The sequence below is a fragment of the Bacillus sp. TH50 genome (genome assembly GCF_016650565.1).
Classification (GTDB): domain Bacteria; phylum Bacillota; class Bacilli; order Bacillales; family Bacillaceae_G; genus Bacillus_A; species Bacillus_A mycoides.
On record NZ_JAEKFM010000007.1, the window covers coordinates 1050734 to 1075847 of the forward strand.

Annotated in this window: 28 protein-coding genes, 2 pseudogenes and 1 riboswitch; of the genes and pseudogenes, 26 read left to right on the top strand and 4 right to left on the bottom strand. The window is 34.4% G+C overall.

Annotated features, from left to right (window positions below):
• Positions 1–156 precede the first annotated feature (156 nt).
• Positions 157–200: riboswitch (PreQ1 riboswitch) on the top strand.
• Between the two features lie 93 nt (positions 201–293).
• From queC to queF, 4 genes are read left to right on the top strand one after another with little or no spacing between them, the layout of a single operon-like run.
• Entirely contained in the window at positions 294–956 is a 663-nt protein-coding gene (gene queC / locus JFU23_RS22450) for a 7-cyano-7-deazaguanine synthase QueC (protein WP_002168840.1), read from the top strand.
• Positions 956–1447, top strand: coding sequence for a 6-carboxytetrahydropterin synthase QueD (gene queD / locus JFU23_RS22455; RefSeq protein WP_002011526.1), 492 nt, complete (start codon positions 956–958; stop codon positions 1445–1447). Before queC ends, queD begins: the two co-directional genes overlap by 1 nt.
• Positions 1440–2156: a 7-carboxy-7-deazaguanine synthase QueE gene (queE, locus tag JFU23_RS22460; protein WP_201032740.1), complete on the top strand. Its 717-nt coding sequence runs from the start codon at positions 1440–1442 to the stop codon at positions 2154–2156. The genes queD and queE overlap by 8 nt, the downstream gene beginning before the upstream one ends.
• A gap of 18 nt (positions 2157–2174) precedes the next feature.
• Positions 2175–2672 (top strand): preQ(1) synthase, encoded by a 498-nt coding sequence (gene queF, locus JFU23_RS22465; RefSeq protein WP_201032741.1) that lies wholly within the window; start codon positions 2175–2177, stop codon positions 2670–2672.
• Between the two features lie 50 nt (positions 2673–2722).
• On the opposite strand, the gene JFU23_RS22470 is transcribed toward queF, so the two are convergent.
• Positions 2723–2908, bottom strand: a complete 186-nt coding sequence (locus JFU23_RS22470; RefSeq protein WP_002064385.1) for a YkvS family protein — start codon at positions 2906–2908, stop codon at positions 2723–2725.
• 256 nt (positions 2909–3164) lie between these two features.
• Between JFU23_RS22470 and JFU23_RS22475 the strand changes: the two genes are divergently transcribed.
• Positions 3165–3320 (top strand): hypothetical protein, encoded by a 156-nt coding sequence (locus JFU23_RS22475; protein WP_162531637.1) that lies wholly within the window; start codon positions 3165–3167, stop codon positions 3318–3320.
• Between the two features lie 93 nt (positions 3321–3413).
• Complete coding sequence (locus JFU23_RS22480) at positions 3414–4016, top strand: histidine phosphatase family protein (RefSeq protein WP_016093022.1); 603 nt, start codon at positions 3414–3416, stop codon at positions 4014–4016.
• A 60-nt stretch (positions 4017–4076) separates the two neighbouring features.
• Here JFU23_RS22480 and JFU23_RS22485 read toward each other — a convergent pair whose 3' ends face one another.
• Positions 4077–4655 carry a GNAT family N-acetyltransferase gene (locus tag JFU23_RS22485; protein WP_201032742.1) on the bottom strand — a complete coding sequence of 193 codons (579 nt, stop codon included), beginning with the start codon at positions 4653–4655 and terminating at the stop codon, positions 4077–4079.
• A 261-nt stretch (positions 4656–4916) separates the two neighbouring features.
• Between JFU23_RS22485 and JFU23_RS22490 the strand changes: the two genes are divergently transcribed.
• From JFU23_RS22490 to JFU23_RS22570, 17 genes and pseudogenes are all read left to right on the top strand, one after another.
• Entirely contained in the window at positions 4917–5111 is a 195-nt protein-coding gene (locus tag JFU23_RS22490) for a hypothetical protein (RefSeq protein ID WP_002011514.1), read from the top strand.
• Positions 5112–5136: 25 nt separating this feature from the next.
• On the top strand, positions 5137–5454 hold the full coding sequence (locus JFU23_RS22495) for a hypothetical protein (protein ID WP_201032743.1): 318 nt from the start codon (positions 5137–5139) through the stop codon (positions 5452–5454).
• A 477-nt stretch (positions 5455–5931) separates the two neighbouring features.
• The gene (gene nrdI / locus JFU23_RS22500) at positions 5932–6291 is read left to right on the top strand and encodes a class Ib ribonucleoside-diphosphate reductase assembly flavoprotein NrdI (protein WP_000959445.1); all 360 of its coding nucleotides are present in this window, start codon (positions 5932–5934) and stop codon (positions 6289–6291) included.
• A pseudogene (locus tag JFU23_RS22505) lies at positions 6278–6976 on the top strand (ribonucleotide reductase N-terminal alpha domain-containing protein); the annotation flags it as partial. The gene nrdI and the pseudogene JFU23_RS22505, both read left to right, overlap by 14 nt.
• A gap of 401 nt (positions 6977–7377) precedes the next feature.
• Positions 7378–8763, top strand: a pseudogene (locus JFU23_RS22510) (ribonucleoside-diphosphate reductase subunit alpha); the annotation flags it as partial.
• A gap of 94 nt (positions 8764–8857) precedes the next feature.
• Complete coding sequence (gene nrdF / locus JFU23_RS22515; protein ID WP_002011508.1) at positions 8858–9826, top strand: class 1b ribonucleoside-diphosphate reductase subunit beta; 969 nt, start codon at positions 8858–8860, stop codon at positions 9824–9826.
• Between the two features lie 422 nt (positions 9827–10248).
• A complete protein-coding gene (locus JFU23_RS22520) occupies positions 10249–11598 on the top strand; it encodes an APC family permease (protein ID WP_201032744.1) in 1350 nt (449 codons plus the stop codon).
• Positions 11599–12016: 418 nt separating this feature from the next.
• A complete protein-coding gene (locus JFU23_RS22525) occupies positions 12017–12265 on the top strand; it encodes a biotin/lipoyl attachment domain-containing protein (RefSeq protein ID WP_002149602.1) in 249 nt (82 codons plus the stop codon).
• A 144-nt stretch (positions 12266–12409) separates the two neighbouring features.
• Positions 12410–14539: a sigma 54-interacting transcriptional regulator gene (locus JFU23_RS22530; RefSeq protein ID WP_201032745.1), complete on the top strand. Its 2130-nt coding sequence runs from the start codon at positions 12410–12412 to the stop codon at positions 14537–14539.
• Positions 14540–14808: 269 nt separating this feature from the next.
• Positions 14809–16302: an aldehyde dehydrogenase family protein gene (locus JFU23_RS22535; RefSeq protein ID WP_201032746.1), complete on the top strand. Its 1494-nt coding sequence runs from the start codon at positions 14809–14811 to the stop codon at positions 16300–16302.
• Complete coding sequence (locus JFU23_RS22540; RefSeq protein ID WP_201032747.1) at positions 16303–17676, top strand: putrescine aminotransferase; 1374 nt, start codon at positions 16303–16305, stop codon at positions 17674–17676.
• A gap of 193 nt (positions 17677–17869) precedes the next feature.
• Complete coding sequence (locus JFU23_RS22545) at positions 17870–18250, top strand: GntR family transcriptional regulator (protein WP_002030586.1); 381 nt, start codon at positions 17870–17872, stop codon at positions 18248–18250.
• Entirely contained in the window at positions 18247–18945 is a 699-nt protein-coding gene (locus JFU23_RS22550; protein ID WP_137057566.1) for an ABC transporter ATP-binding protein, read from the top strand. The genes JFU23_RS22545 and JFU23_RS22550 overlap by 4 nt, the downstream gene beginning before the upstream one ends.
• Positions 18942–19733 carry an ABC transporter permease gene (locus tag JFU23_RS22555; protein WP_201032748.1) on the top strand — a complete coding sequence of 264 codons (792 nt, stop codon included), beginning with the start codon at positions 18942–18944 and terminating at the stop codon, positions 19731–19733. The genes JFU23_RS22550 and JFU23_RS22555 overlap by 4 nt, the downstream gene beginning before the upstream one ends.
• A 14-nt stretch (positions 19734–19747) precedes the next feature.
• The gene (locus JFU23_RS22560; protein ID WP_201032749.1) at positions 19748–20650 is read left to right on the top strand and encodes an ABC transporter ATP-binding protein; all 903 of its coding nucleotides are present in this window, start codon (positions 19748–19750) and stop codon (positions 20648–20650) included.
• On the top strand, positions 20650–21426 hold the full coding sequence (locus tag JFU23_RS22565) for an ABC transporter permease (RefSeq protein ID WP_201032750.1): 777 nt from the start codon (positions 20650–20652) through the stop codon (positions 21424–21426). Before JFU23_RS22560 ends, JFU23_RS22565 begins: the two co-directional genes overlap by 1 nt.
• Before the next feature lie 313 nt (positions 21427–21739).
• Positions 21740–22753, top strand: a complete 1014-nt coding sequence (locus tag JFU23_RS22570; RefSeq protein ID WP_201032751.1) for a CPBP family intramembrane glutamic endopeptidase — start codon at positions 21740–21742, stop codon at positions 22751–22753.
• A gap of 29 nt (positions 22754–22782) precedes the next feature.
• Here JFU23_RS22570 and JFU23_RS22575 read toward each other — a convergent pair whose 3' ends face one another.
• Both JFU23_RS22575 and JFU23_RS22580 read right to left on the bottom strand, forming a co-directional pair.
• Entirely contained in the window at positions 22783–22965 is a 183-nt protein-coding gene (locus JFU23_RS22575) for a DUF3913 family protein (protein ID WP_000707108.1), read from the bottom strand.
• A gap of 100 nt (positions 22966–23065) precedes the next feature.
• Positions 23066–23518, bottom strand: a complete 453-nt coding sequence (locus JFU23_RS22580; protein WP_002011610.1) for an Lrp/AsnC family transcriptional regulator — start codon at positions 23516–23518, stop codon at positions 23066–23068.
• Between the two features lie 123 nt (positions 23519–23641).
• Here JFU23_RS22580 and JFU23_RS22585 point away from each other — a divergent pair, with 123 nt between their 5' ends.
• The 3 genes from JFU23_RS22585 to JFU23_RS22595 all read left to right on the top strand — a co-directional run bounded on the left by JFU23_RS22585 (position 23642) and on the right by JFU23_RS22595 (position 25109).
• The gene (locus tag JFU23_RS22585; RefSeq protein ID WP_201032752.1) at positions 23642–24055 is read left to right on the top strand and encodes a carboxymuconolactone decarboxylase family protein; all 414 of its coding nucleotides are present in this window, start codon (positions 23642–23644) and stop codon (positions 24053–24055) included.
• Positions 24056–24068: 13 nt separating this feature from the next.
• Complete coding sequence (locus JFU23_RS22590) at positions 24069–24623, top strand: cysteine hydrolase family protein (RefSeq protein WP_016094496.1); 555 nt, start codon at positions 24069–24071, stop codon at positions 24621–24623.
• 87 nt (positions 24624–24710) lie between these two features.
• Positions 24711–25109 (top strand): SseB family protein, encoded by a 399-nt coding sequence (locus JFU23_RS22595; RefSeq protein ID WP_002011614.1) that lies wholly within the window; start codon positions 24711–24713, stop codon positions 25107–25109.
• The last annotated feature ends 5 nt before the right edge of the window (positions 25110–25114 follow it).

Below are 25114 nucleotides of genomic sequence, written 5' to 3' on the forward strand. Positions count from 1 at the left end.
AGTGGGATGCCTCCTCTCTTCTCACATTAAATTAATCATACTATAAAATGAAAGAAATGAAATATGAAATAGCGGAAAAAATCAGAAATTTTTTCTGGTAGTATACAATATGTTACAATAATCTTTGTCAATGAAAGAAGAAATTCCGTGCACTGCATGGGAGAGGTTCGCGAACTCCCTCTATAAAAAACTATGGAAACAACAATATCCTAAGGTATTGTTTTGTTTTTTTATTGTGACAGTTCAAGAACGTTCTTTCTTCTTATTCGTAGTAGAGAAGGAGAATGAGTGAAATGAAAAAAGAAAAAGCAGTTGTCGTTTTTAGTGGTGGACAAGATAGTACAACATGTTTATTTTGGGCGATACAGCAGTTTGAAGAAGTGGAAGCTGTAACATTTAACTACAATCAACGTCATAAATTAGAAATTGATTGTGCAGTGGAAATTGCGAAAGAGCTAGGAATTAAACATACGATACTAGATATGAGCCTATTAAATCAACTTGCTCCAAATGCGTTAACGAGAACGGATATGGAGATTACACATGAAGAAGGTGAATTGCCATCAACATTTGTAGATGGACGAAATTTACTATTTTTATCATTTGCGGCTGTATTAGCAAAACAAGTTGGAGCACGTCATATTGTAACGGGTGTATGTGAAACTGATTTCAGTGGTTATCCAGATTGTCGTGACGTGTTTGTGAAATCATTAAACGTTACATTAAATTTATCTATGGATTATCCGTTTGTTATTCATACACCACTTATGTGGATTGATAAAGCAGAGACATGGAAATTATCGGATGAACTTGGAGCATTTGAGTTTGTTAGAGAAAAAACATTAACATGTTATAACGGAATCATTGGTGATGGTTGCGGTGAATGTCCAGCATGTCAACTTCGTAAAGCGGGATTAGATACGTATCTACAAGAACGCGAAGGAGCGAGCAACTAATGGATAACTTTTTTGGATTTCGCATCGTAGAAAATTTGCAAAAAATGGACAAGGATATTCAGCGTGAACAACTCAAATATCATAATAAAAGAGTAATGGTCAGCAAGGAATTTACATTTGACGCAGCGCACCATTTACACTGCTATGAAGGTAAATGTAAAAATTTACATGGTCACACATATAAAGTCGTATTTGGAATTAGCGGATATGTAAATGAAATAGGCCTTGCAATTGACTTTGGAGATATAAAAGAGATTTGGAAAAATGAAATAGAAATTTATTTAGATCATCGTTATTTAAACGAAACATTGCCAGAAATGAATACGACTGCTGAAAATATGGTCGTTTGGATTTATGAAAAGATGGCAGAAGCATTAACGAAAGATAATCGTGCGAACGAATATAAGGGAGCTCGTGTTGAATTTGTTCGTCTTTTTGAGACGCCGACTAGTTATGCGGAAGTAAGACGGGAGTGGATGCTCGATGAGTAAAATCCCCGTCTTAGAAATATTTGGTCCAACCATTCAAGGAGAAGGGATGGTTGTAGGACAAAAGACAATGTTTATCCGTACAGCGGGCTGTGATTATAGCTGTGCTTGGTGTGATTCTGCTTTTACATGGGATGGATCGGCCAAAGATCAAATTAAACAAATGACACCGGAAGACATTTGGAATGAGCTTGTAAAAATTGGTGGAGAAAATTTTTCTCATGTTACGATTTCGGGTGGAAATCCTGTTTTGCTGAAAAATATGCAATTTCTTCTTTCTATATTAAAGGAGAATGGAATGCGAACAGCGGTAGAAACGCAAGGGAGTAAATGGCAAGATTGGTTGCTTCAAATTGATGAGGTAACGATTTCTCCAAAACCACCAAGTTCAACTATGAAAACAGATTTTCAGATGTTAGATTCTGTTATTCATAAACTAGCAGGGAAAGATTTTAGTTTAAAAGTAGTAGTATTCGATGATCAAGATTTCGAATATGCAGTTAAGATGCACGAGCGTTATCCGAATGTACCATTTTTCTTACAAGTAGGGAATGATGATACGAAAACAGTGGATGATGCGGTGCTTATAAAAAAACTATTAGAAAAATATGAGTGGCTTATTGAAAAAGCTGTGAATTGTAAAGAAATGAATGATGCGAAAGTACTGCCTCAGCTTCATGCGTTAGTATGGGGAAATAAACGAGGGGTATAATGAGAAGGGATGTTTAAAATGGCAGGAAGATTAGATGAAGATTTAAAAGATGTAACATTATTAGGAAATCAAAATACAAAATATTTATTGGAATATAGCCCAGAAATTTTAGAGGTATTTGATAATAACCATCCAAACCGTGATTACTTTGTAAAATTCAATTGTCCTGAATTTACAAGTTTATGTCCGAAAACAGGACAACCAGATTTTGCAACAATTTATATTAGCTACATTCCAGAACAAAGAATGGTAGAGAGTAAATCTTTAAAGCTATATTTATTTAGCTTTCGAAATCATGGTGACTTCCACGAAGATTGCATGAACGTTATTATGAATGATTTAATTAAATTAATGGATCCACGCTATATTGAGGTATGGGGGAAATTTACACCACGTGGTGGTATTTCAATCGATCCTTACTGTAACTACGGCCGCCCAGGAACTAAGTATGAGAAAATGGCAGACTACCGCATGATGAATCACGATTTATATCCAGAAAAGATCGATAATCGTTAATATAGAAAGAAAGGATCTGTATGATATACAGATCCTTTCTTTCTATTATATTATGCATGTTGATTAATGACAGTATAGTTTTTATGGCTTACAACTGTAAGAGGTTCCATATCTAGTTCTCTAAAATTCTCCATAATTGTTATATCAACAATAACGGAGTTTTGATTTACCTTTTGAACACGGCCTTGCATTCCACCTTTAAATTCAATGATATCTCCAGTTTCTGCGATCTGCATAAGCAACTCTCCTTGTTCCAGTTTTCCCAAAAAAAGAATAATTTGGGCTTTTTTATTTCTTCTTATTTTGAACTATATTTACTACTTTGTAAATGTTTCCAAAGTAAAAATTCGAAAAATATTCACTTTTTGTAAGGAAATATGTAAAAAATATTGTTTAGGAGAGGAATGATGAAAATGCATACATCTTTATACGGGAGTATAATAAAAGATACAATACCCTACTAAAGTGGGAGAAATTAGGGGCGGTAAAATGATGTTTGAAATTGTGGGGAGCTTTATAGCGATTTTATTATTTTTATTTTCATATATACAGTTGAAGAAAGTGCGTCATCATGAAACAACTACATATTTTGATGGACTGGATGGTGTGCACACTTCGATAACACATGATAGTGGTGGGGATATATAACTTTCTTTTTATGCATGGTATGATGGCAATAAGAAATAGTACGTAATATAGTTCGTAATATAGTTCGTAAGTGATGAATGGGGAGTGGAAAGAATGCGAATTTCTTTTATTCGTCATGGTCGTTTGGACAGTACTATAGAGCCAATGACAATTATTTCATTTCGTGAATGGATGAAGCAATATGATTTAGGGACTACAGTAAAAGAAACTCCTATACCAATTGAAACAATTGAGGCGATTGAATCAGCGAAACTGGTTGTAACGAGTGATCAAAGGCGCGCTGTACAGTCAGCGGCTGAGTTATTGGATTCCCTATCTTTTATGCAAAATCCTCTTTTTAGGGAAGCTGAAGTTCCAACGAGTTTTTATGCTCCGAAATGGTTGAAATGTAAACCGAATGTATGGATGTTTATTGGACGTACACGATGGATAGTTGGTTATAGTAAAGAGGTTGAGTCTTATAAGGAAGTACGAGAAAGAGCAAGGCAAGCCGCTAATATGTTGCACCGCTATGCGCTCGTACATGGACATATTGCCCTTGTAGGTCATAGTTATTTTAATGCGATGATTGGGACTGAACTGAGGGCAATGGGGTGGTCTGGTTCGCCTATTTTCCATAGGAAGCCATGGGGATGTACAACGTATACATTTCATGAGGCGATGGATGGAAATGTATTAAATACAAAATTAATTTAAAAGAGGCTGTCCCTTTGGCAGCCTCTTTCTCTACATAACAAGTAAAAAAGAATTGTCCTTTTAAGATATAGAAACCAATGACCGTAATGGTTTTATTAGATGGGCATACGGTTCACCGACGAGCATAACGGTTTTATCTTCTTTGTAACCAAGTTTTTCATATAGTGAAAAAGCGCGTTTGTTTTCTAAATTAACAAGTAAGGCGATTTTTTCATGCCCTTTTTCAGTTGCATGAAGTTCAGCTGCATCGATTAATTTAGAGCCAATGCCACGTCCACTGTACATATTTGAAACTGACAATGTGTCAATATAATACTCATCAAGCTCAGCTTCTTTTTCTAACGTAATGGATTCGTCTTCATGTAGTTCTCTTAAGTAGTGTATGATTGGTGCATCAAGTTGTTCAGCGTCACTACCGTGATAAACGACAATAACCCCAACTACTTTTCCATCTTGTTCAGCCACTAAACAGTTTTCATAGCTCAATCGATTATTTTCTTTTATGAACCATGTTTCAAGTCCTAGTATTACTTTTGCTTCAATTGTGCTACCTGTGATTTTTTCAGCAATTTCGTGCAGAGCGTTATACAATAAAGGTGCTACTTCTACCGCATCTGTCTTTTTTGCTTTCCGAATCATAGTATCCCTCCTAGTTCTAAATATATATTGTAGCATAAAATAAAATATCAAACAGTGATTTGGAACTTTGTTATACAGGGCATCAAAAAGTTTGATATAGAGAAGTAGCTATGTTAGTATATGATATTTAGTGCGAATATAATAAAGTGATATAGATATAAAAATAATGAAAGTGAATTACATAATAGTAACGGGATAATTTTACCGTTGTGGACCTATAGAAGATGCGATAGAATAAAATATTGCAGAGAGGTGAAATACATGGATAAACAATTAGCAAATACAATTTTGGATCAGCTGAAAAATGATGAAATAAAGGAGTATGTTGCGACGAAAGATGTATTTTATACGTTCAGAGAAGTTGTTGTAAATCGAGAAGATTTTAAACATATTATCGGGAACGCACAGCGCGGTGGACAGGTAATTTATACATATTCAGAAACACCACGTTCATAAATAGAAGATAAAGGAGAGGAGAATTATGGGAGATTTTAAACAAGGCATATTGCCACATTGGGATTATATGTGGAAAGATAGAGCTGGGAATAGGTTTATGGGAATGGTTATGTATCCAGAGAAACGAAAATGTTCAGCAAAAATGCTTCGGAAAATAAAAAGGGCGTATGAACAAGCAGTAGAAATTAAAGTAACGGTACAAGTTCAACATACATATCAGTACGTAGAAGGAATGATCGTATACTTTGATGAAGAAGCTCCTATATGTACAATGCTCGATAAAGATGAGAATCCACATCATATATTTGTAAGAGATATTTTGCGTATTGAGCACCCTGAATAATTTTTTTCATAAATAAATTGAAGTTCCATAATAATAATCTTTTTCTATAATAGTTATCTTTTAGTATGTAACGAGGAACGAAAGAATATGTATAATATTTAATAAAGTAAAATTGATAAATGTAATCGTTTGTTAGAACAGATTATCGTTTAATATCTGTTCTTTTTTGCGTGATGCTGGAGAAATATATTACTCCAGCATTTACTGTTTTATGACAAAAAATATTGGTAACTTTTTTAAAAATAAGGTTAAATTCGTTGACAACTTTTTTGAAAAGCACTTTATTGACATGAGTTTTAGAATGTTGTTTCATAGTCTTTGTATTGAAAAAAATCGACGGTCATGTCGAAAAGTGAAATTTAAAAAAAGAAAGAATTTATACATATATCTTGTGTCTTATTTTGAAACGTAATACAATATATAGAGAAATCAAGAAACGACATACAGAGAATATAGATTGGAGAGGGAGGGTCGGAAATGTTAGTTGCATATGATTCTATGACAGGAAACGTGAAGCGTTTCATTCACAAATTAAATATGCCGGCCGTTCAAATTGATGAAGCTCTAGTATTAGATGAAGACTTTATTCTTATTACGTATACAACAGGTTTTGGAAATGTACCGGAACGTGTTTTAGACTTTTTAGAACGCAATAATGAAAAATTAAAAGGCGTATCTGCAAGTGGCAATCGTAATTGGGGAGACATGTTTGGTGCAAGTGCTGACAAAATCTCTACTAAATATGAAGTGCCTATTGTATCAAAATTTGAGTTATCTGGAACAAATAATGATGTAGAATATTTTAAAGAAAGGGTGCGGGAGATTGCGACACATTGAACTGAATAATGAAATCACGCAAATGCAGGACGGTTTTTATCAGCTTCATAAAGATAAAGAGGCATTAGAAGTCTTTATGGAAGAAGCTAGAGAGAATACCGTTCATTTTAATAGCGTGGCAGAGCGAATGGAATATATGAAAGAACATGATTACTATTACAATGTTCTGGACGAGTATAGCTTGGAGGAAGTAGAAGGAGTTTATAACATCGCTTATGGTGAAAACTTCGAGTTCCAATCTTATATGGCAGCATCTAAGTTCTATAAAGATTATGCGTTAAAAACGAATGATCAAAAACAATACTTAGAAAGCTATGAAGATCGTGTAGCAATTGTGTCATTATACTTAGGACGCGGTGATGTTGCGAAGGCAAAACACTTCGCAAGCATGATTGTAAAACAAAACTACCAACCAGCGACACCAACCTTTTTAAATGCGGGACGAAGCAGAAGAGGAGAAATGGTGTCTTGTTTCTTGTTAGAAATGGATGATAGCTTAAATTCAATCGGCTTTAACATTAATACTGCAATGCAATTATCGAAAATCGGTGGTGGAGTAGCTTTAAACTTATCTAAGCTACGTGCACGTGGTGAGCAAATTAAAGGTATTGATAACGCCGCAAGTGGTGTAGTACCTGTTATGAAATTACTTGAAGATTCGTTTTCGTATGCGAATCAGTTGGGTTAACTTTATGGCTCAACTATAAAACCAGGTCAATTGCTGGAACGCCTGAGTATATCAAGGTAGGATACTACGAAGAAATTACGTAGCGAACCCTGAAAATCCAAGATTGCAGGAAATCAGCAGCCGAGCTCCTAAATTTATTAGATAAGGAGAAGGTTCAACGACCAAGTGGCTATGTAGGTGACTAAGTAGCTCGAACCTGGCTTCTCAAAACAACCAAATTCAAAGGGTGTATACATTTATTATAGTTTATGCCATATTCATGTGCATCAAACATATGATAAATGGTTAAATGAAGAATTTGGCGAGAAGAAGATATGGTCTGAACTCTATAGCGATATAGAGAGGATAGCAGAAATGACTATCCCCCATACGTTTTGACGATATGGAGTAACAATATGCAACGAAAAGGTGCAGGTGCAGTATACTTAAACATTTTCCATTGGGATATTATTGAATTCCTTGATACCAAAAAAATAAATGCCGATGAGAAGAGCCGTATTCAGTCTCTATCAATCGGAATTATCGTTCCAAGTAAGTTCTTTGAGCTTGCTGAGAAAAACGAACCTTTCCATGTTTTCGCGCCTTATACAGTATTTAAAGAGTACGGAAAACATTTAGATGATATAGATATCGACGAAATGTACGATGAATTAATGAGCAATCCGAAAGTGAAGAAGAAGCCACTAGATATTAGTGCGCGTGATATGCTTATTAAAATTGCTATGATTCAGCTTGAGTCTGGTTACCCATACTTAATGTTTAAATCAAATGCAAATAACCAGCATCCACTGAAGGATATTGGAACTGTGAAGATGTCGAACTTATGTACAGAAATCTTCCAGCTACAAGAAACTTCTGAAATAAATGATTACGGTACAGAAGACATTATCCGCCGTGATATTAACTGTAACTTAGGATCGTTAAATATCGTAAACGTAATGGAAAATAAAGAAATTCGTGAAGCAGTTCATGCGGGAATGGAAGCTTTAACAGCTGTTTCTGATATGACGATCATTCCGAATGCTCCAACTGTGAAAAAAGCAAATGATGAGCTTCATTCAGTTGGACTTGGAGCAATGAACTTACATGGATATTTAGCAAAAAATAAAATCGCTTATGAAGGTGCTGAAGCGAAAGAATTCGCTCGTACATTCTTTATGATGTTAAATTACTACTCGATTGAGAAAAGTATGGAGATCGCTAAAGAAAAAGGCGAAACATTTAAAGACTTCGATAAGTCTGATTATGCAAACGGCACATACTTTGAAAAGTATGAAACGACAGATTACAGCCCAGTAACTGAAAAAATTCAGCAATTATTTGAAGGAATTCATATTCCAACAAAAGAAGATTGGACAAGTTTAAAAGAGCAAGTACAGAAGAATGGTTTATACAACTCATATCGTCTTGCAATCGCTCCGACACAATCGATCAGTTACGTTCAAAATGCAACTTCAAGCGTAATGCCAATCGTAAGTCAAATTGAATCAAGAACGTATGCGAATGCGACAACATATTATCCAATGCCGTATTTATCAAAAGATACGTTCTGGTACTATAAATCTTCTTATGATATGAATCAGTTTAAATTAATTGATTTAATCGCAGAAGTTCAAGAACATATTGACCAAGGAATTAGTACAATTCTTTATGTTAATAGTGATATTTCAACACGTGAGTTAGCACGTTACTACATTTATGCACATAAAAAAGGCTTGAAGAGTCTTTATTATACGAGAACACGTAAATTAAGCGTGGAAGAGTGCGTGGCTTGTACCGTTTAATATAAAAAGTGAGACATTATGAGCAGGGTTTTTCTGAACCCTGCTCATGCTTAGTTATCAATTTTTTATGTTTATTTAGAGAAGGGGCGATTTAATGCGTGCGGTAAACTGGAACAAAAAAGAAGATGATTTTAGTTTAATGTTTTGGAAGCAAAACATCGCTCAGTTTTGGACAGAAGAAGAAATCGCAGTGTCTTCTGACAAAAATACTTGGGCACAATTATCAAAAGAAGAGCAAATTGCTTATAAGCGTGTATTAGGTGGTTTAACACTTTTAGATACGAAACAAGGTGGCGAAGGGATGCCACTTGTACTTGTTCATCTTGAAAATTTACAAGCGAAAAGTGTATTAGCTTTCATGGGCGCTATGGAAGAAGTACATGCGAAGAGTTACAGCCATATTTTCACAACGTTAGCTACTGAAGAAGAAATTGATGATATTTTTGAATGGGTAGATAACCATCCATTACTTGAGAAAAAAGCTGGTATTGTTACTAGTTACTATCGTCGTTTATTAAAGCCTGAAGTAACGAAAAAAGAGTTATACATGGCAATGGTAGCAAGTGTGTTCTTAGAAAGTTACTTATTCTATAGTGGATTCTTCTATCCACTTTACTTAGCGGGTCAAGGTAAATTGACGGCAAGTGGTGAGATTATTAACTTAATAATTCGTGACGAGTCAATTCACGGCGTATTCGTTGGTATTTTAGCACAACAAATCTTCACAGAACTTTCTGCAGAAGAGCAACAAGAAGTACAAACGGAAACGCAAGAGTTATTAATGGAACTGTATGAAATTGAATTGGCATATACAGAAGAAATTTACACTTCTATCGGTCTTGTAGAGGATGTAAATCGTTTCGTTCGTTACAATGCGAATAAAGGACTTATGAACTTAGGGCTTGAGCCGAAGTTTGAAGAGGAAGAAATTAATCCAATCGTTTTAAATGGTTTACGTACAGATACGAAAAACCATGACTTCTTCTCTGTAAAAGGAAATGGTTACGTAAAAGCAACGAATGTTGAAAAGTTAGCAGACGATGACTTCGTATTCAATTTTTAATATAGTGTTATAGAAAAAGCTGTCTTTATAGAAAAGACAGCTTTTTTGCTATGAATAGTTTACATAATGTTATTATTTCATGGGAATATTTTAATCTTGTAAAAGCCCAATTTTTGAGGAAGTGGGAATGAAAAAACAAGGATTAAAGTTTTATTTTTCATATTTAGTCGTATGAGAGATTGAATAACTTATGTCAAAATGAATAAAAAATGAGAAGAAATGAGGACCAACTCCACCTATACGTTCTTTTTACTATTGAATTTTTAAATGCTAGAAATTTTGGCTTAAAAATTGCATGAATATTTAAAAAGTAAAGGAAAGGGAGGTAATATGCGGTGTGAAATATAGTCATTTGAAAACGCTTCCTTTTAACTGTCGATTTTTAAATGGAACTTAGATAGAGAAAGTAGGAGGAATGATAGGTGGGAAAAGTAGTTGGTTTAAAACGTTCATTAGGGCTTTGGTCAATTGTTATGCTAGGGGTCGGGTATATGACACCGATGGTTGGGTTTGATACATTTGGAATCGTTTCTGAAAAAACGGGTGGTCATGTTCCAGGAGCTTATCTTATTGCATTAGCAGGGATGTTGTTTACCGCTGCAAGCTACAGCAAAATGGTAAAGGTTTTTCCTACGGCAGGATCTGCTTATACGTATACACAGAAGACAATTAGTGCAAGGCTTGGGTTTCTTATTGGATGGTCCGCGTTATTGGATTATTTGTTTCTACCAATGGTGAACGCACTATTAACGAGAATTTATATGTCAGCATTTTTCCCAAGTGTTCCTAGTTGGGTATGGGTCATTGGCTTTGTTCTCCTGGTTACATTAATAAATATGATTAGCGTAAATGTTACTGCTAATTTCAATACGTTCTTAGTAATATTTCAGGTGTTAGTAATGGCCGTGTTTGTTTTTCTAGTTATAAAAGGCTTATTAGCGGGAGAGGGAACAGGAGAAATCTTTTCCATTCAGCCATTTTTTCAATCAGATATACAAATATCACCGTTAGTTGCAGGTGCGACAATTCTTTGTTTCTCATTTTTAGGTTTTGATGCAATAACTACATTTTCAGAAGAGACACCAAACGCCAAAAAAACAATTCCTCGAGCTATTTTTCTTACTGCTTTAATCGGCGGAGTTTTATTCATTACTACAACGTATTTTACACAATCTATGTTTCCAGATACATCTGTATTTAAAAATCAAGAATCAGCATCCCCAGAAATTGCGCTATATGTTGGCGGGAAATTATTTCAAGCTTTCTTTTTAGTAGGAACCCTTATGGGGACACTTGCGTCTGGTTTAGCTTCTCATACAAGTGTATCCAGGTTATTATACGTAATGGGGCGAGATAATGTAATTCCGAAGAAAATATTCGGATACATTCATCCTCGCTGGAGAACCCCAGTATATAATATTATTTTTGTAGGAATTATTTCGCTCTTCGCTATATTCATTGATTTAGAAACAGCAGCATCTCTTATTAACTTTGGAGCGCTTATTGCATTTACATTTGTTAATTTGTCTGTAATTTCTTACTATATAATCAAGCAAAAAAGATATAAGACGATAAAAGATTTCTTAAATTACCTAGTTATGCCTATTTTGGGTGCTGCTACTGTAGCCGTACTATGGTTTAATCTCAATATCCATTCACTTATTTTGGGACTTTGCTGGGCTGCTATTGGAATTGGGTACCTTCTATATGTTACAAATATGTTCCGTTCAGCTCCTCCGCAAATGCATTTTGAAGAAGCACAGGAAATATAAAGTGAAACTATAATCAGTGGGGGGGGTGTTCATCCCCCGCCGATTATTAGCCCTCACCAATCGGGCGTTTACGGGCAGCGGGGCTCCCACCTAACTTCTTTGCTCCAGCTGAATTTTGAGGTGGGAGTTTTACTGCCCACAAATAGCGGGATAAAAAAGAAAAAGACATCGGGAATGGATCCGATGTCTTTTTCTTTGAAGATTGGGCAACCATGCAGTATTGCATAATTCATTCAACGATTCATAAGGAAGAGGGGCAAGTCTAGGGAGTATGGCTGATAAATGATGATCAATATAGTATTTTCATTTGGCACAATTATTGCTTTGTACAATTAGTAAAAATATAAAAGCGGGGTGTTTTCAGTCACAAAGGTTAGAAGAACAATATTAATAGAATAAAAGAAAGGGATGATTGATTGTGTATTATGATATTATTACGAGTCCGTGTTATGGAATAATTGAAAAAGTGTCTATTAATAAGGATTCTCGAATTTATGAATGGGAGCCATTATTCTCTATTAAAGATATGAATGGTAAACTGGAAGTAATTAAGATGGGATGTAGTGGAGAAGTTCAATCTTTAGAAGTAGAGGCTGGGGATAAAGTAATTCCAGGTATGGTATTAGCTTATATTCAAGAAGATCTTTTCGTTAGTGGTAGTGATTAATGATAGAACAATGAGGAAGATGGAGGCACTCATCTTCCTTTTTTTATTAAATAAAGAAAGAAATGTTTTATTTTCAGATTAATTAAAAAAATCTGTATTTAATGATACAATACAAATTAAATAGTTCAAAGGAGGAATAGCAGAATGTTTTCCATCGCTCATACAAAAATTAGACCCATAGTTTCTCTACCTATCGATCAATCTGAAAAGGAATGGAATATAGATGTTAAAAATATAAAAGAATCGTTTCTATTTTTAAAAAGAGGAGAGAAATTATTTGCATACGTTCATGTGAAGGATCTGCTATCAAATAGTAAGGAATTAACTTCTAAGCTATTACTTTCAAATGCTGTTTCACTAGATACAATATGTCATCTTAGTAAAGATATTTCTTTAACAGCTCTTTTTCAAATTATTGGAGCGCCGATTGCCATAGTAAAAAATGAAGTGGATGAGCTAACAGGATATATAAGAAGAGAGGATGTTTTTGCAGAACTATTTAAACAAGAAAATCAGAGTGTTGATATATTGAAAATTATTTTAACGTCTATTCCAATGGGGATTTTTGTAGTAGATCGTGAAAAGAAAATTGTAAATTGCAATGAGTCTGGTTTGAAGATGATTAAATCGACTCCTGAAAAAGTTATGAATGTACCAGCAGAACTGATTTTTAATGAAGAGCACATTAATAACGTATTTACAACGGGAAAAACGATCTTGAATCAATTACAAATCACAAATGAGATGGGTGTATTAGTTGACTATAGTCCGATTCCAAACTTTGATCAAAGTATTGAAGGGATGGTTATAATTGTACAAGATTTGCCGATGGTCGAGGACATGGCGATGGAAATTGAATATATAAAGGATTTAAATAAAGATTTACATGCAATCTTGTCTAGTATTTATGATGAAATATTAGTTGTTAATCATAAAGGGGAATTAATTCGTTATAGTGAAACGGTTATCAATGATTTTTGGGGGAGTAGTTTGAAAGACCTTTTAGGAAAAAATCTTTTAGAATTAGAAAATAAAGGATTATTCAGTCCGTCTGTTACGCGATTAGTGTTGGAAAAACAAAAAAAGGTATCAGTTGTACAAGAAACAAAAAGCGGAAGAAAAATATTAGCTGTTGGAAACCCTGTATTTAATGAAAACGGAGAGCTTCATCGTATTATTATTGCCTCAAGGGATATTACCGAAGCAACGAGATTGAAGACGGAATTACATGAAATAAAGAAGATATCAGAGCAATATAAGAAGGAGTTAGATGACTTTAAAAATAAAGATCGTTTTCTTAAGAAGCTTATTTACTGTAGTCCGAAAATGGAGCAAATTATTAACCAAGCTAAAAAAATAGCAGATTTTTCTTCCAATGTTCTTATTTCTGGAGAATCTGGCGTCGGAAAAGAAGTAATTGCTCAGGCAATTCATCAACTTGGAAACCGATCTTCAAAGCCATTTTTAAAATTAAATTGTGGTGCAATTCCAGAAACTTTGCTAGAAAGTGAACTATTTGGTTATACGAAAGGTGCTTTTACAGGAGCTGATAAAAATGGAAAAGAAGGATATTTTAAGCGGGCGGATCAAGGTATTTTATTTTTAGATGAAATTGGAGAAATGCCTTTACATTTGCAAGTGAAATTGCTTAGAGTCTTGCAAGAACAAGAAGTAATTCCTATTGGAAGTACAATCCCTACGAAAATAAATGTACAAATTATTGCTGCTACAAATAAGAGTCTTGAAAAGATGGTGGAATCTGGAACATTCCGTGAAGATTTGTTTTATCGGCTAAATGTAATTCCGTTGCGAGTGCCTCCTCTACGAGAGCGAATGGAAGATGTTCCGGTACTTGCCTTTCATTTCTTGCAACAGTTAAATGAAAAATATAATAAAAATTATCATTTAACTCCAGATGCGCTTAGCTTACTAGAGTTTTACTCATGGCCAGGAAATGTCCGTGAATTACAAAATATGATTGAACGTTTAGTAGTATCAGCAGACGATCCAGTAATTGAAGCGGAGTTTGTTAGTAAGTTTTTAACAACTGGTTATGACTTTAAAAAATCAAAACCAGTTATTACAAGAGTATTACCATTACAAGAGGCACTACATTCTGTAGAAGAACAATTGATTTTACTTGCAATGAAGCAGTATAAAACAACGACTAAGGCTGCAAAAGCTCTTGGAATCAGCCAATCTTCAGTGAGTCGTAAATATCAAAAGATTGTTAGTGAAAAAGAGATAGCGGCTGATATCATCTCATATTCCTAAAAAAGGAGAAGGTCACATAGACTTCTCCTTTTTGTGTGCGCTCAGCATGTACATATTCTCTGGGATTCAAGTCCCGAGTGGTGAAGGCGGTAGCGGAAATGATTAACATTCCGTTTTATGCAAAATGGAATATTGTATGCGAGAGTGCATAAATTGTTTATTGTTTTTAAGAAAATAGTCAGTTTATGTATGATTCCTTTGGATTTTAAATATTGGCATGAAAATTGCTTATAAATATATAAACGATCGATGAAGGGGGATTCAATATAGTGCTAGATTTAAAAATGTATGTAAACGGTGAATGGAGAGAGTCTAGTAATCAAGAGAAAAGAACGATTATTAACCCTGCGAATGGCAAGGGTATAGCATATGCACCTGAGGGAACGATTGAGGATGCAAAATACGCGATAGAAGTGGCAAGAATGGCTTTCGATAGCGGAATTTGGTCAGCGACATCCACTGCTGAAAGGGCATCATATTTATTTAAAATAGCAGATGAAATTGATAAAAATATGGAAGAATTAGTATACCTTGAAACAATGGATAATGGAAAAACGTACCGTGAGGCAGAAGGAGATATTGGAGATGCAGCGGCTTGTTTTCGCTATTATGCCGGATTGATTACAAAGCCAGATGGTCAAACATATCATGTAGCCGATCCGATGCAAGCGATGGTTGTAAGAGAGCCAGTCGGTGTTTGTGGATTAATTGTTCCATGGAATTATCCGCTATTGATGAGTGTATGGAAAATTGCACCTGCTTTAGCAGCTGGAAATACAATTGTGTTTAAACCTTCTGAAGTGACACCAATCACTGCAACAAAGCTATTCGAAATCCTTGAAAAAGTAGGGATACCAAAAGGTGTTGCCAATATGGTAATGGGGGCCGGTCCAATAGTAGGAAATGAAATTGCAGCGAGTAATAAAGTGGATATGATTTCCTTTACAGGTGGAACAAAAACAGGTAAGCACATTATGAGAACAGCGGCAGATAATATGAAAAAGATTTCGTTAGAACTTGGAGGGAAATCTCCGAATATTATTTTTGCAGATGCAGATTTTGAGACCGCTATTGATTATGCTCTATTCGGTATTTATGCAGGTAGCGGACAAGTATGTTCAGCAGGATCAAGAATCCTTGTAGAAGAAAAGATTTATGATAAATTTGTTAATAGTTTTGTAGAGCGAGCACATCAAATTAACGTTGGACCTGGTGATAATCCAGAATCAGAAATGGGGCCACTTGTAAGTCAAGAACATATGGAAAAAGTATTACGCTATATTGAAATTGGGAAAGACGAAGGTGCAAACGTTGCTTGCGGAGGTAGACGAATAATGGAGGATGGAAAAGGTGATGGTTTCTTTATTGAACCAACAGTCTTTGTCAATGTAAAACCTGATATGCGCATTGTCCAGGAAGAAATCTTCGGTCCTGTTGTAGTAATTCAAAAGTTTAAAGACGAACAGGAAGCAATTGAGTTGGCAAACGGTACAGACTATGGTTTGGCTGGAGGAGTATTTACAGTCGATGGTGCAAAAGCAATGCGCGTAATTCGCAAACTTCGCGCAGGAATTACGTGGATTAATAGCTATCACCCAACATACAATGAGGCGCCTTGGGGCGGATATAAGCAAAGTGGTATAGGTCGTAGTCTAGGAACGTTTGGTTTAGAAGAATTTCAAGAAATTAAGCAGATTAATATAAATCTAGAAGTAGAACCTATTGGTTGGTTTGCAAATAAAAAAAATGTAGAGGTGAATTAGATGGAAACGAACGTGAAAAATAAATTGAATGAGAAAGAATCAAATGTAAATGAGTATATTACGAAAGTACTACAGTTAATTGAAAAAGAAAAGGTTACTGAAGAAGAGGCAAACTGGATTCAAAAAGAAACAGTAGATGGATTTAGAGAGCATGTAAACCCTGGTTTTCTTGCTTATAGAAAAACAGTAACAAAAGATGGACAATTTGCAGCAGTAGAATGGTCAGATGAAGGATCTTGCTTCATGGATATTAATGGCAAAAAGTATATTGACTGTTTAGGTGGATTTGGAATTTATAATGTTGGTCACCGTAATCCGAAAGTGGTAAAAGCTGTAACGGATCAATTAAAGCGTCAAGCATTGCACAGTCAGGATTTACTAGATCCACTTCGAGCAATGCTTGCAAAGATTTTAGCGGATATTACACCTGGTGATTTGAAATACGCCTTCTTCACAAATAGTGGAACAGAAAGCGTAGAGGCAGCATTAAAACTAGCAAAAATGTATAGTGAACGAACAACTTTCATTGCTACAACGCGTGCTTTCCATGGTAAGAGCCTTGGTGCTTTATCTGGGACGGCAAAAGGAATGTTCCGTAAGCCATTTTTACCATTAATTCCGGGTTTCCGTCATGTTCCGTTTGGCGATATTGATATGATGAGAAAAACATTTGAGACATGTGCATTAGTGGGAGAAGATGTTGCAGCAGTTATTTTAGAACCAATTCAAGGAGAGGGCGGTATTATTTTACCTCCAGAAAATTATTTGAAACAAGTACGAGAGCTTTGTGATGAGTTTGGATCACTCCTTATTTTTGATGAAGTACAAACTGGAATGGGACGTACAGGAAAAATGTTTGCTGCAGAATTATATGATATCGTGCCGGATATTATTTGTCTTGCGAAGGCGTTTGGTGGAGGTGTAATGCCAGCGGGAGCTATTGTTGCGAAAGAAACAGTATTCAAAAGTTGGTTTGAAAATCCATTTATGCATACAACGACATTTGGAGGAAATCCTCTTGCATGTGCTGCTGCAATTGCAACAATCCATGTATTATTGGAAGAGAAATTACCGGAACGAGCTATGGAAGTTGGGGAGTATTTCTTAAATGGATTGAAACAAGCTGCAGAAGGGCACGAAGATAAAATCTTTGAAATTCGTGGTCAAGGTTTAATGATTGGGATTGAATTCCATAAAGACGAGATTGGTTATGAAGTGTCAAAGGCGATGTTTGATCAAGGAATTCTTGTTGCGGGAACATTAATTAACTCAAAAACAATTCGTATTGAACCATCCCTTACAATTAGTTATGAAGAAGTAGATACAGTTATTAATACGTTTAAATCTGTGCTAACTCAAGTAAAAGTAAAATAAATTTTGTATAAGGTTATATGTGAATTCAAACGATTGAAACTATAATTAGAATAGATTTACCTGTATGTTATTACAGGAAGGCAGTGTAACGAAAAGTTACACTGCCTTTTTATTACATTTTTCATTGTAAGTATTTACATATAATTTGTCTTGGTGTACTATTTAACTAACACACTAAGACAGGAGGGGAGAAATGAAAATCGAGTTTTCTCCAAATACACCAATTTACATTCAGGTAATGGAATACATAAAGAAAGAAATTGTAACGGGTCATTTATTGCCTGGCGATAAAATTCCCTCCGTACGTGAATTAGCGAGTGAATTACAAGTAAATCCAAATACGATTCAACGTACATTTCAAGAGTTAGAGAGGGATGGAGTTGTTGTAACACGTAGAGGAATGGGGCGATATGTAACGAATGAAGGGGAGAAAATTATGGAGCTGCGAAAAGATATGGCGAAAGAATTACTTCATTCTTTTATAGATGGAATGGACAATTTAGGTTTTTCAGAAGAAGAAATTCTTACAATCCTTCGTTCTTCATTACATGAGAAAAGGGAGGAGAGCGAATGACAGAGTTATTAAAAATAGAAAATCTATGGAAGCGGTACGGATTAAAAGCAGTGATCCGTGAGTTAAACATAGAGATTACAGAAGGAAAAATCGTTGGGCTTGTTGGAGATAACGGAAGCGGGAAAACGACGTTATTAAAAATGATTGCAGGATTGCAGCATCCTTCTGAAGGCAGCATAGTAATTAACGGTAAAAAAGTAGGGTTAGAGACGAAAGAAATTGTTTCATTTATGTCTGATAAGCCAGTCTTTGATGATTGGATGACGGTAAAAGATTCTTTATTTTTCTATCGAGATTTTTATAAAGACTTCGACATTCAAAAAGCGGTAGATACGATTACGGAATTTAAAATACCGTTAGAAGAAAAAATTAAAGCATTGTCAAAAGGGATGATTGAGAAGCTGCAAATCATTTTAACATTTTCTCGAAAAGCGAAGTTATACGTACTGGATGAACCGCTTGGCGGGATTGATCTCGTTTCTAGGGAGCATGTACTTGAGCTAATCCTTAAATTTTATCGTGAAGATTGTACGCTGCTTATATCAACTCATTTAATAAGAGAAATCGAAAATATATTTGATGAAGTAATCTTTTTGAAAGATGGAGAAATAATATTGCATGAAAATGTGGAAGAACTACGATTTCAAAAGGGGAAAGCAGTACATGAGCTGTTTAAGGAGGCCTATGAGAAATGAGTCAGCTTTTTCTTTATCTGTATAATTGTAATAAGAGAAAAATAGCCATTATTTACTTCGGATTTATTACAGTTTCATTAATTCTTTTATTTAATATGAAAGGAGTTTCAGGAGCTAGAATTTCAGGTAGGCAAGATATAATCATTATTATATTTTTTATCGTACTAGGTATAAATGGATTCGCAATTCTTCTAACAGGTATATCGTCTTTTCGAAAAATGCTAAAAAACTCTATGTTACGTTGTACTTCTATTTCAGCACAAAAGTATATATGTGCAAATGTTTTATTTTGTGTACTACTCTTTATGATTTTGCTAGGAATAGGAATCATTTTTCTATACTATTTTTCTTTAAATGTTTACAATGGAAAAACAGATTTAGGTGTTCAGCAAGCAATCCACAGTTTATATGATTATGGAATATTACATCATATGTTATCTATTTTCTTATGGGGACTAGATTTTGTTAATATGATAGTTTCTATTTATTTAATTATAGTAATTACGAAGCTATTCAATGTGAAATCATCGATGAGTAAGATTGTTTGCGTAATCTTATTCGTTGTTTTTATCGCATTTAATGGGGGAATAACATATATCTTTCAGCAAATAGAAAAGTATGTGTTTGCCATAAATAATATTGGATTTATAGATCAAAACGGCTTTTTAAATACATCATTTTATTCTGGTACAGATATTACAGTTTTAAATCTATGTTTTAACTGTTTATTAACAATTATATTATTAGTAGTTACAGGGCGCATCATCGACAAAAAACTAGAAGTTTAAAGGAGGAATCATCATTGGGAAATGTAGTAGTGAAATTAGAAAATATCCGAAAAAAAATCGGTAGAACAGAAATTATTCGGGGCTTATCATTTGAGGTTCGTGAAGGAGAGGTATACGGATTCCTTGGACCGAACGGTAGCGGTAAGACGACGACAATTCGTATGATGACAGGTCTTATTTCTATGACAGAAGGTGATATTACAATTTGTGGTCATAGTATTCGCACAGAGCGAGAAAAGGCGCTAGAGCAAATTGGAGCGATTGTAGAAAATCCCGAGCTATATGATTATATGACTGGAATGCAAAATTTAAAGCATTTTGCGAACATGGCGATTACCCCAATTAGTAAAGAGCGCATCGCTGAAATTGTAAAGCTTGTTGAATTAGAGCATGCGATTCATAAAAAGGTGAAAACATACTCACTTGGTATGAAACAGCGTTTGGGAATTGCGCAGGCGTTACTTCATCAGCCGAAAATCTTAATTTTAGATGAACCGACAAATGGATTAGATCCAGCTGGTATTCGCCAAATTCGTGATTATTTACAACGATTAGCGAAAGAAGAAAATATTGCAGTCATTGTATCAAGTCATTTATTAAGTGAAATTGAATTAATGTGTGATCGGGTAGTTATTATAAAGCAAGGTGAGTTTGTACAAGAGTATAACTTACATGAACAAGCGAAGCATGATGAAACAGTTGTAGTTGCATTTGAAGTAGATCAAGTTCAAAAAGCGAACGAAATTATTAAAGGTAAAGTACAAGGAAATGTAGCTGTGGCATCTGTAATGAAAGAAGAGATTCCGCAAATTGTAAAACAGTTAGTGAATGCTGATGTACTCGTATACGGTGTTACTGTTCAAAATAAAACGTTAGAGGATGAGTTCTTAGCGATTACAGGGGGAGTGAAAGCGTAATGTTTAAATTAATTCAAAATGAATTTTTAAAGTTACATGCGAAAAAAGGTATGTACATTTTAATAGGTGTAATTGCAGCATTGGAGATTTTGGGAGTTTTAGCGATGCTGAAATGGGGAGGAGGAAATGAGTTTAAAGGATCATATTTAGATTTTGTAAGTTCAGAGATTGGTTTAATTACCTTATTTGCAACAATTTTTGGAATTACGATTGCGTCTCGTACAATTACTGATGAGTTCCAAAAAGGTACAATTAAGCAGTTATTAATCCGTCCGAGAAAACGAATTACAGTTTTGTTCTCTAAATATATTACAGTGTTACTTACTATATTATTTATCATATTTGCTAGCACGTTAATCGCAATGATTATTGGCGGAATTGTAATGGATGGCAGTAAAACAGGAGTAACGTTAGGAATCGTAATGAAGTCCATTTTATATCAAGTACTTTCACCGTTCTTCTTTGCAACTCTTTCATTTTGCTTAGCTAATGTATTTAGAAATTCTGTATTACCATTAATTATTACGATGTTCCTATTTTTCTTACAAGGACCAATTAATATGGTACTAATGATGTTTGCAAAAGGTGTAGCGAAGTTTGTAGTATTCTTCCATTTAGATTTAAGAGCTTACGACAGTAATAAATTGGTAAGCGGTGGAATGGAACCACCATTTGCAGAATTTACGTTTACAACTTCATTATTACTTGTAGTTGCATACTTTGCTGTATTACTTGTAGCATCAAGTGTATTATTCCAAAAACGTGACGTATTATAATCGAAAAAATCCCCGTGTTAACGGGGATTTTTATTAACCAGCTTTTTTGATTTATGTAGCTTTTAAGTGTGGCAGATACATATTTACTTAGGAACATAATTCTAACTAAGTTGAAGAACATTGATATGGTATATCAAATAGGATCGTTATTATATAATTTAATACGTATATTATTCGGAATAAAGTGAGAAAAATAGGAAGATTTTCAACTATATTCATATTATAATTTAGTTATCCGGCCATTTGTGGAGAAGGGCTACCCATAAAATACTGAATAAAGTTTCACTTTATATCATCTCTGGAGGTGTTCCATATGCAACATGCATTTTCACGTATAAGGCTACGTAGTTTTTTTGGATGGATGATTATAGGGATGTTCCTGACGATGATTCCATTAAATTTATCAGGTGCTTCTGACAATACGATAGAGTTACTGTCACAAATATCAATATTTTTTGCATTTCCACTATTGTGGCTATATTTAAAAACAAGTAAAAATAATGTTGTTTTTAAAAGCTTTTTTGATAAGCCTGGACGTTTACATTGGGGGTTAATTGTATTAGCAACGATCATGGGAATGATTTTTGCAGTCGGTATATCCCAAATTCAATTTTATATTTTAGCACATACTTTACCTAATTTCTTAGTTACCATGTTAGAAGATGGAAATGTAATTAATACGAGTAACATATACATGACGATATTTACTTTCATTTCAGCATGTGTATTAGCCCCAATAATGGAAGAGGTTATTTTTAGAGGTTTTTTCTTGCAGCGAATGGCGTACAAATGGGGGATTAAACGAGCGGTTATTATATCCTCTCTTATTTTTGGACTAGGACATTTTGATGTTATCGGTGCTTTCATGTTCGGTGTTATTATGTGCCTTCTATACATAAAGACAAAAAATATATGGACGAATATTGCTGTGCATGCTCTAAATAATTTGATTGCAACGAGTATGCAATTTGTAGGTGGAGATGGAAGTGACGCAATCTCGATTACTGAATTACAAGCACAAAGTAATTTATGGATCGGCATTGGTCTTGTGATTATCGGTTTATTATGGTTCATTCCTTTTACTTGGAACCAATGGCGTACAGTAAAAGAAGTTGGTGTGCCACCGATTCGTTTCATAAATGAAGAAAAAGTAGTGAATACATCAGAAGAAAATGAAATATATAGCCAAGTGATAGTAACAGATAGATTGATGGCTGTAGAACTACCTGATGAAGCTGTAAATAAGCTTCGGTTAGAAGAAAATGATTATGTAATAGTTTCTGTAGAAGAAGATAAAATTGTTATAAAGAAAGCGCATAATAGATAATTAAAAAGTAGCTCCTAAAGAGCTACTTTTTAATTTGTAATAATCTCTACACGAAAATTATTACCGTTCTTTACATATTTAATATCTGTAACGATCCGAACGGTTTTTAGAAGTTCAACTTTTTCACCAATTCGAGGGATGGTCGGAACATTGTCCCAAATACCAAGCAAGTCATCTAATTGTGCCGTTTTTTCATAAAACCAGATTTTCAATGTAAAGCCCCTTTCTCGAACTTTATGTATTTTAATACATGATATATCATTTTTATTCTTAATGTAAGGGGTTTTTACTCTTTTTGTGAATAAAGATGAATTAATCTTCTGGGAATATATGTTCAATGTCCGGAGTAAGAGCTACTTCTGATAATACGATATGAGAAACTGTCGTTGCATATGAAGAAACATCATTGATAAATTCTTCAAGTTCAACGAGTGAAGGAACAGAGATTTTTACAATGTAGCATAAGCTTCCTGTTACTCGGTAACAAAAACTTGCAGATGGATAAGACTGAATAAACTGTTGCATACGTGTTGTATCACCATTTTTTAAAGTGATTTCTAAAATACAATCTAAAACAAGTCCTGCTTTTTTATAATTGATATCGATTGTGTATTTTTGAATAATCCCTTCACTTTCAAGTTTACGTACACGTTCTGTAGTAGACGGAGCCGATAAGTTTACTCGTTTTGCTAATTCACGCATCGAAAGGCGGCTATCATTATATAATTCATTTAAAATTTTTCGATCAACACGGTCTAATTGCATTTGTAAATATACCTCCAGTAAAATGAAAATTTTTGTAAAGAAAAATTTAAAATTAAGATTCATATGAAATGTAAAGTGAACTTTATTTATTTTACAATAAAAAAGAAGGAAATAGGAGGGGAAATGATGGAGAGAATTACATTATCAAATGTAGGAGATACAAAGTTTCAAAAATTATTAGGTCATAATCCAGATATATTAAATTCGTGGAGTACGTTAGAGAATACACTGTATAGTACAGGGGCCCTTTCCATAGAGTTAAAGGAGCAAGTAAGAAGAACATTAGCGTTTGGGAATGAATGTCCGTACTGTATGGCAAAGGGAAAGCCGGATGATATACAAAAAATAGAAGAAATTAGCGTAGCCGTTACTTTTGCACATGCATTTGTTCATGACCAAAAGGCGATAGATGATAATATATTTCATATATTAAAACAATATTGGACTGAAAAAGAAATTGTAGAGCTTTGTGCCTATATTTGTTTTATTACTGCTTCGCAGCAACTTGGTTTTCTGTTTCAATTACAGCCCAATTAATTAGGAGGATATTATGCTTAATCAAGCAGCACTTATAATCATTGATGTACAGGAAGCATTCAACTTACCATACTGGGGCGTGAGGAATAACCTTTTGGCGGAAGAAAATATGAAAAGTTTGTTAGAAGAATGGAGAAAAAGAAAACTACCAGTTTTTCATATTCAACATGTAAATAAAGAAAATGTTCAATCGATGTTTTATCAACATGCGGAAACGGTAAACTTTAAAGAAGAAGTGCAACCAATGCCAGATGAAATAATTATCCAGAAATCCGTTAATAGCGCGTTCATTGGGACAAATTTGGAAGAACAATTAAGAGAACAAAAATGTAATACGGTAGTGATTGTAGGATTAACAACAAATCATTGTGTGGAGACTACAACACGGATGGCAGGTAATTTAGGGCTTACAACGTATTTAGTGAGCGATGCGACGGCTACATTCAATCGTAAAGGTCTGGACGGGACAGAGTATAGTGCAGAGGACATTCACAATATGACACTTGTAAACTTACATGATGAATTTGCCAAAATCGTTACGACTGAAGGTGTTTTAAAATTATTTTAAGAAAATAATTGTGGAATTATGTAGAAAAAAATAAGAATATTTCGTATAATCTAAGTATAATCATTTTGAAAATAGGGGTGTCATCATATGGAGCAAATTCCAGTAAAGAAAATAGAAGAAGTACTCGTTTTAGCAGGAGATGATAAACAAAAGCAAAAGGAATTTTATGAATTGCTCTTAACAACGGAGTTTTATGTTGCTGGTTCACTTGAAGCAGAAGACGGGGCAACGGAAGGAACACTTCGTTTGCGTCATTTCCAAGGAGAGGGTAGATGGATCGTTCCGTTCTTTACACAATTGAAATTTGTAAAAGATGTGTTGCCAGAAGGTACACCCCTTATTACGATACGTGGAAAAGAATTATTGGGTAGCATCGAGAAAGATGCGACAGCTGTATTAAATGTTGGAACAGATATGAGTAAAACATTTATTCCAGAAGAAATTGCAGAGATAGCATCAGGACGAATCTTTAATTATTATAAGTAAAAGGA

Excerpts from the sequence above, each read along its gene's own strand:
- JFU23_RS22470 (WP_002064385.1), bottom strand. The coding sequence starts at position 2,908 with ATGCAGATCGCAGAAACTGGAGATATCATTGAATTTAAAGGTGGAATG.
- JFU23_RS22565 (WP_201032750.1), top strand. The coding sequence starts at position 20,650 with ATGTTTAAATTAATTCAAAATGAATTTTTAAAGTTACATGCGAAAAAA.
- JFU23_RS22585 (WP_201032752.1), top strand. The coding sequence starts at position 23,642 with ATGATGGAGAGAATTACATTATCAAATGTAGGAGATACAAAGTTTCAA.
- JFU23_RS22530 (WP_201032745.1), top strand. The coding sequence starts at position 12,410 with ATGTTTTCCATCGCTCATACAAAAATTAGACCCATAGTTTCTCTACCT.
- queF (WP_201032741.1), top strand. The coding sequence starts at position 2,175 with ATGGCAGGAAGATTAGATGAAGATTTAAAAGATGTAACATTATTAGGA.
- JFU23_RS22555 (WP_201032748.1), top strand. The coding sequence starts at position 18,942 with ATGAGTCAGCTTTTTCTTTATCTGTATAATTGTAATAAGAGAAAAATA.
- JFU23_RS22570 (WP_201032751.1), top strand. The coding sequence starts at position 21,740 with ATGCAACATGCATTTTCACGTATAAGGCTACGTAGTTTTTTTGGATGG.
- JFU23_RS22580 (WP_002011610.1), bottom strand. The coding sequence starts at position 23,518 with ATGCAATTAGACCGTGTTGATCGAAAAATTTTAAATGAATTATATAAT.
- JFU23_RS22475 (WP_162531637.1), top strand. The coding sequence starts at position 3,165 with ATGTTTGAAATTGTGGGGAGCTTTATAGCGATTTTATTATTTTTATTT.
- JFU23_RS22485 (WP_201032742.1), bottom strand. The coding sequence starts at position 4,655 with ATGATTCGGAAAGCAAAAAAGACAGATGCGGTAGAAGTAGCACCTTTA.
- nrdF (WP_002011508.1), top strand. The coding sequence starts at position 8,858 with ATGCGTGCGGTAAACTGGAACAAAAAAGAAGATGATTTTAGTTTAATG.
- JFU23_RS22480 (WP_016093022.1), top strand. The coding sequence starts at position 3,414 with ATGCGAATTTCTTTTATTCGTCATGGTCGTTTGGACAGTACTATAGAG.
- JFU23_RS22495 (WP_201032743.1), top strand. The coding sequence starts at position 5,137 with ATGGGAGATTTTAAACAAGGCATATTGCCACATTGGGATTATATGTGG.
- nrdI (WP_000959445.1), top strand. The coding sequence starts at position 5,932 with ATGTTAGTTGCATATGATTCTATGACAGGAAACGTGAAGCGTTTCATT.
- JFU23_RS22590 (WP_016094496.1), top strand. The coding sequence starts at position 24,069 with ATGCTTAATCAAGCAGCACTTATAATCATTGATGTACAGGAAGCATTC.
- queE (WP_201032740.1), top strand. The coding sequence starts at position 1,440 with ATGAGTAAAATCCCCGTCTTAGAAATATTTGGTCCAACCATTCAAGGA.
- JFU23_RS22490 (WP_002011514.1), top strand. The coding sequence starts at position 4,917 with ATGGATAAACAATTAGCAAATACAATTTTGGATCAGCTGAAAAATGAT.
- queC (WP_002168840.1), top strand. The coding sequence starts at position 294 with ATGAAAAAAGAAAAAGCAGTTGTCGTTTTTAGTGGTGGACAAGATAGT.
- JFU23_RS22545 (WP_002030586.1), top strand. The coding sequence starts at position 17,870 with ATGAAAATCGAGTTTTCTCCAAATACACCAATTTACATTCAGGTAATG.
- JFU23_RS22540 (WP_201032747.1), top strand. The coding sequence starts at position 16,303 with ATGGAAACGAACGTGAAAAATAAATTGAATGAGAAAGAATCAAATGTA.
- JFU23_RS22595 (WP_002011614.1), top strand. The coding sequence starts at position 24,711 with ATGGAGCAAATTCCAGTAAAGAAAATAGAAGAAGTACTCGTTTTAGCA.
- JFU23_RS22550 (WP_137057566.1), top strand. The coding sequence starts at position 18,247 with ATGACAGAGTTATTAAAAATAGAAAATCTATGGAAGCGGTACGGATTA.
- queD (WP_002011526.1), top strand. The coding sequence starts at position 956 with ATGGATAACTTTTTTGGATTTCGCATCGTAGAAAATTTGCAAAAAATG.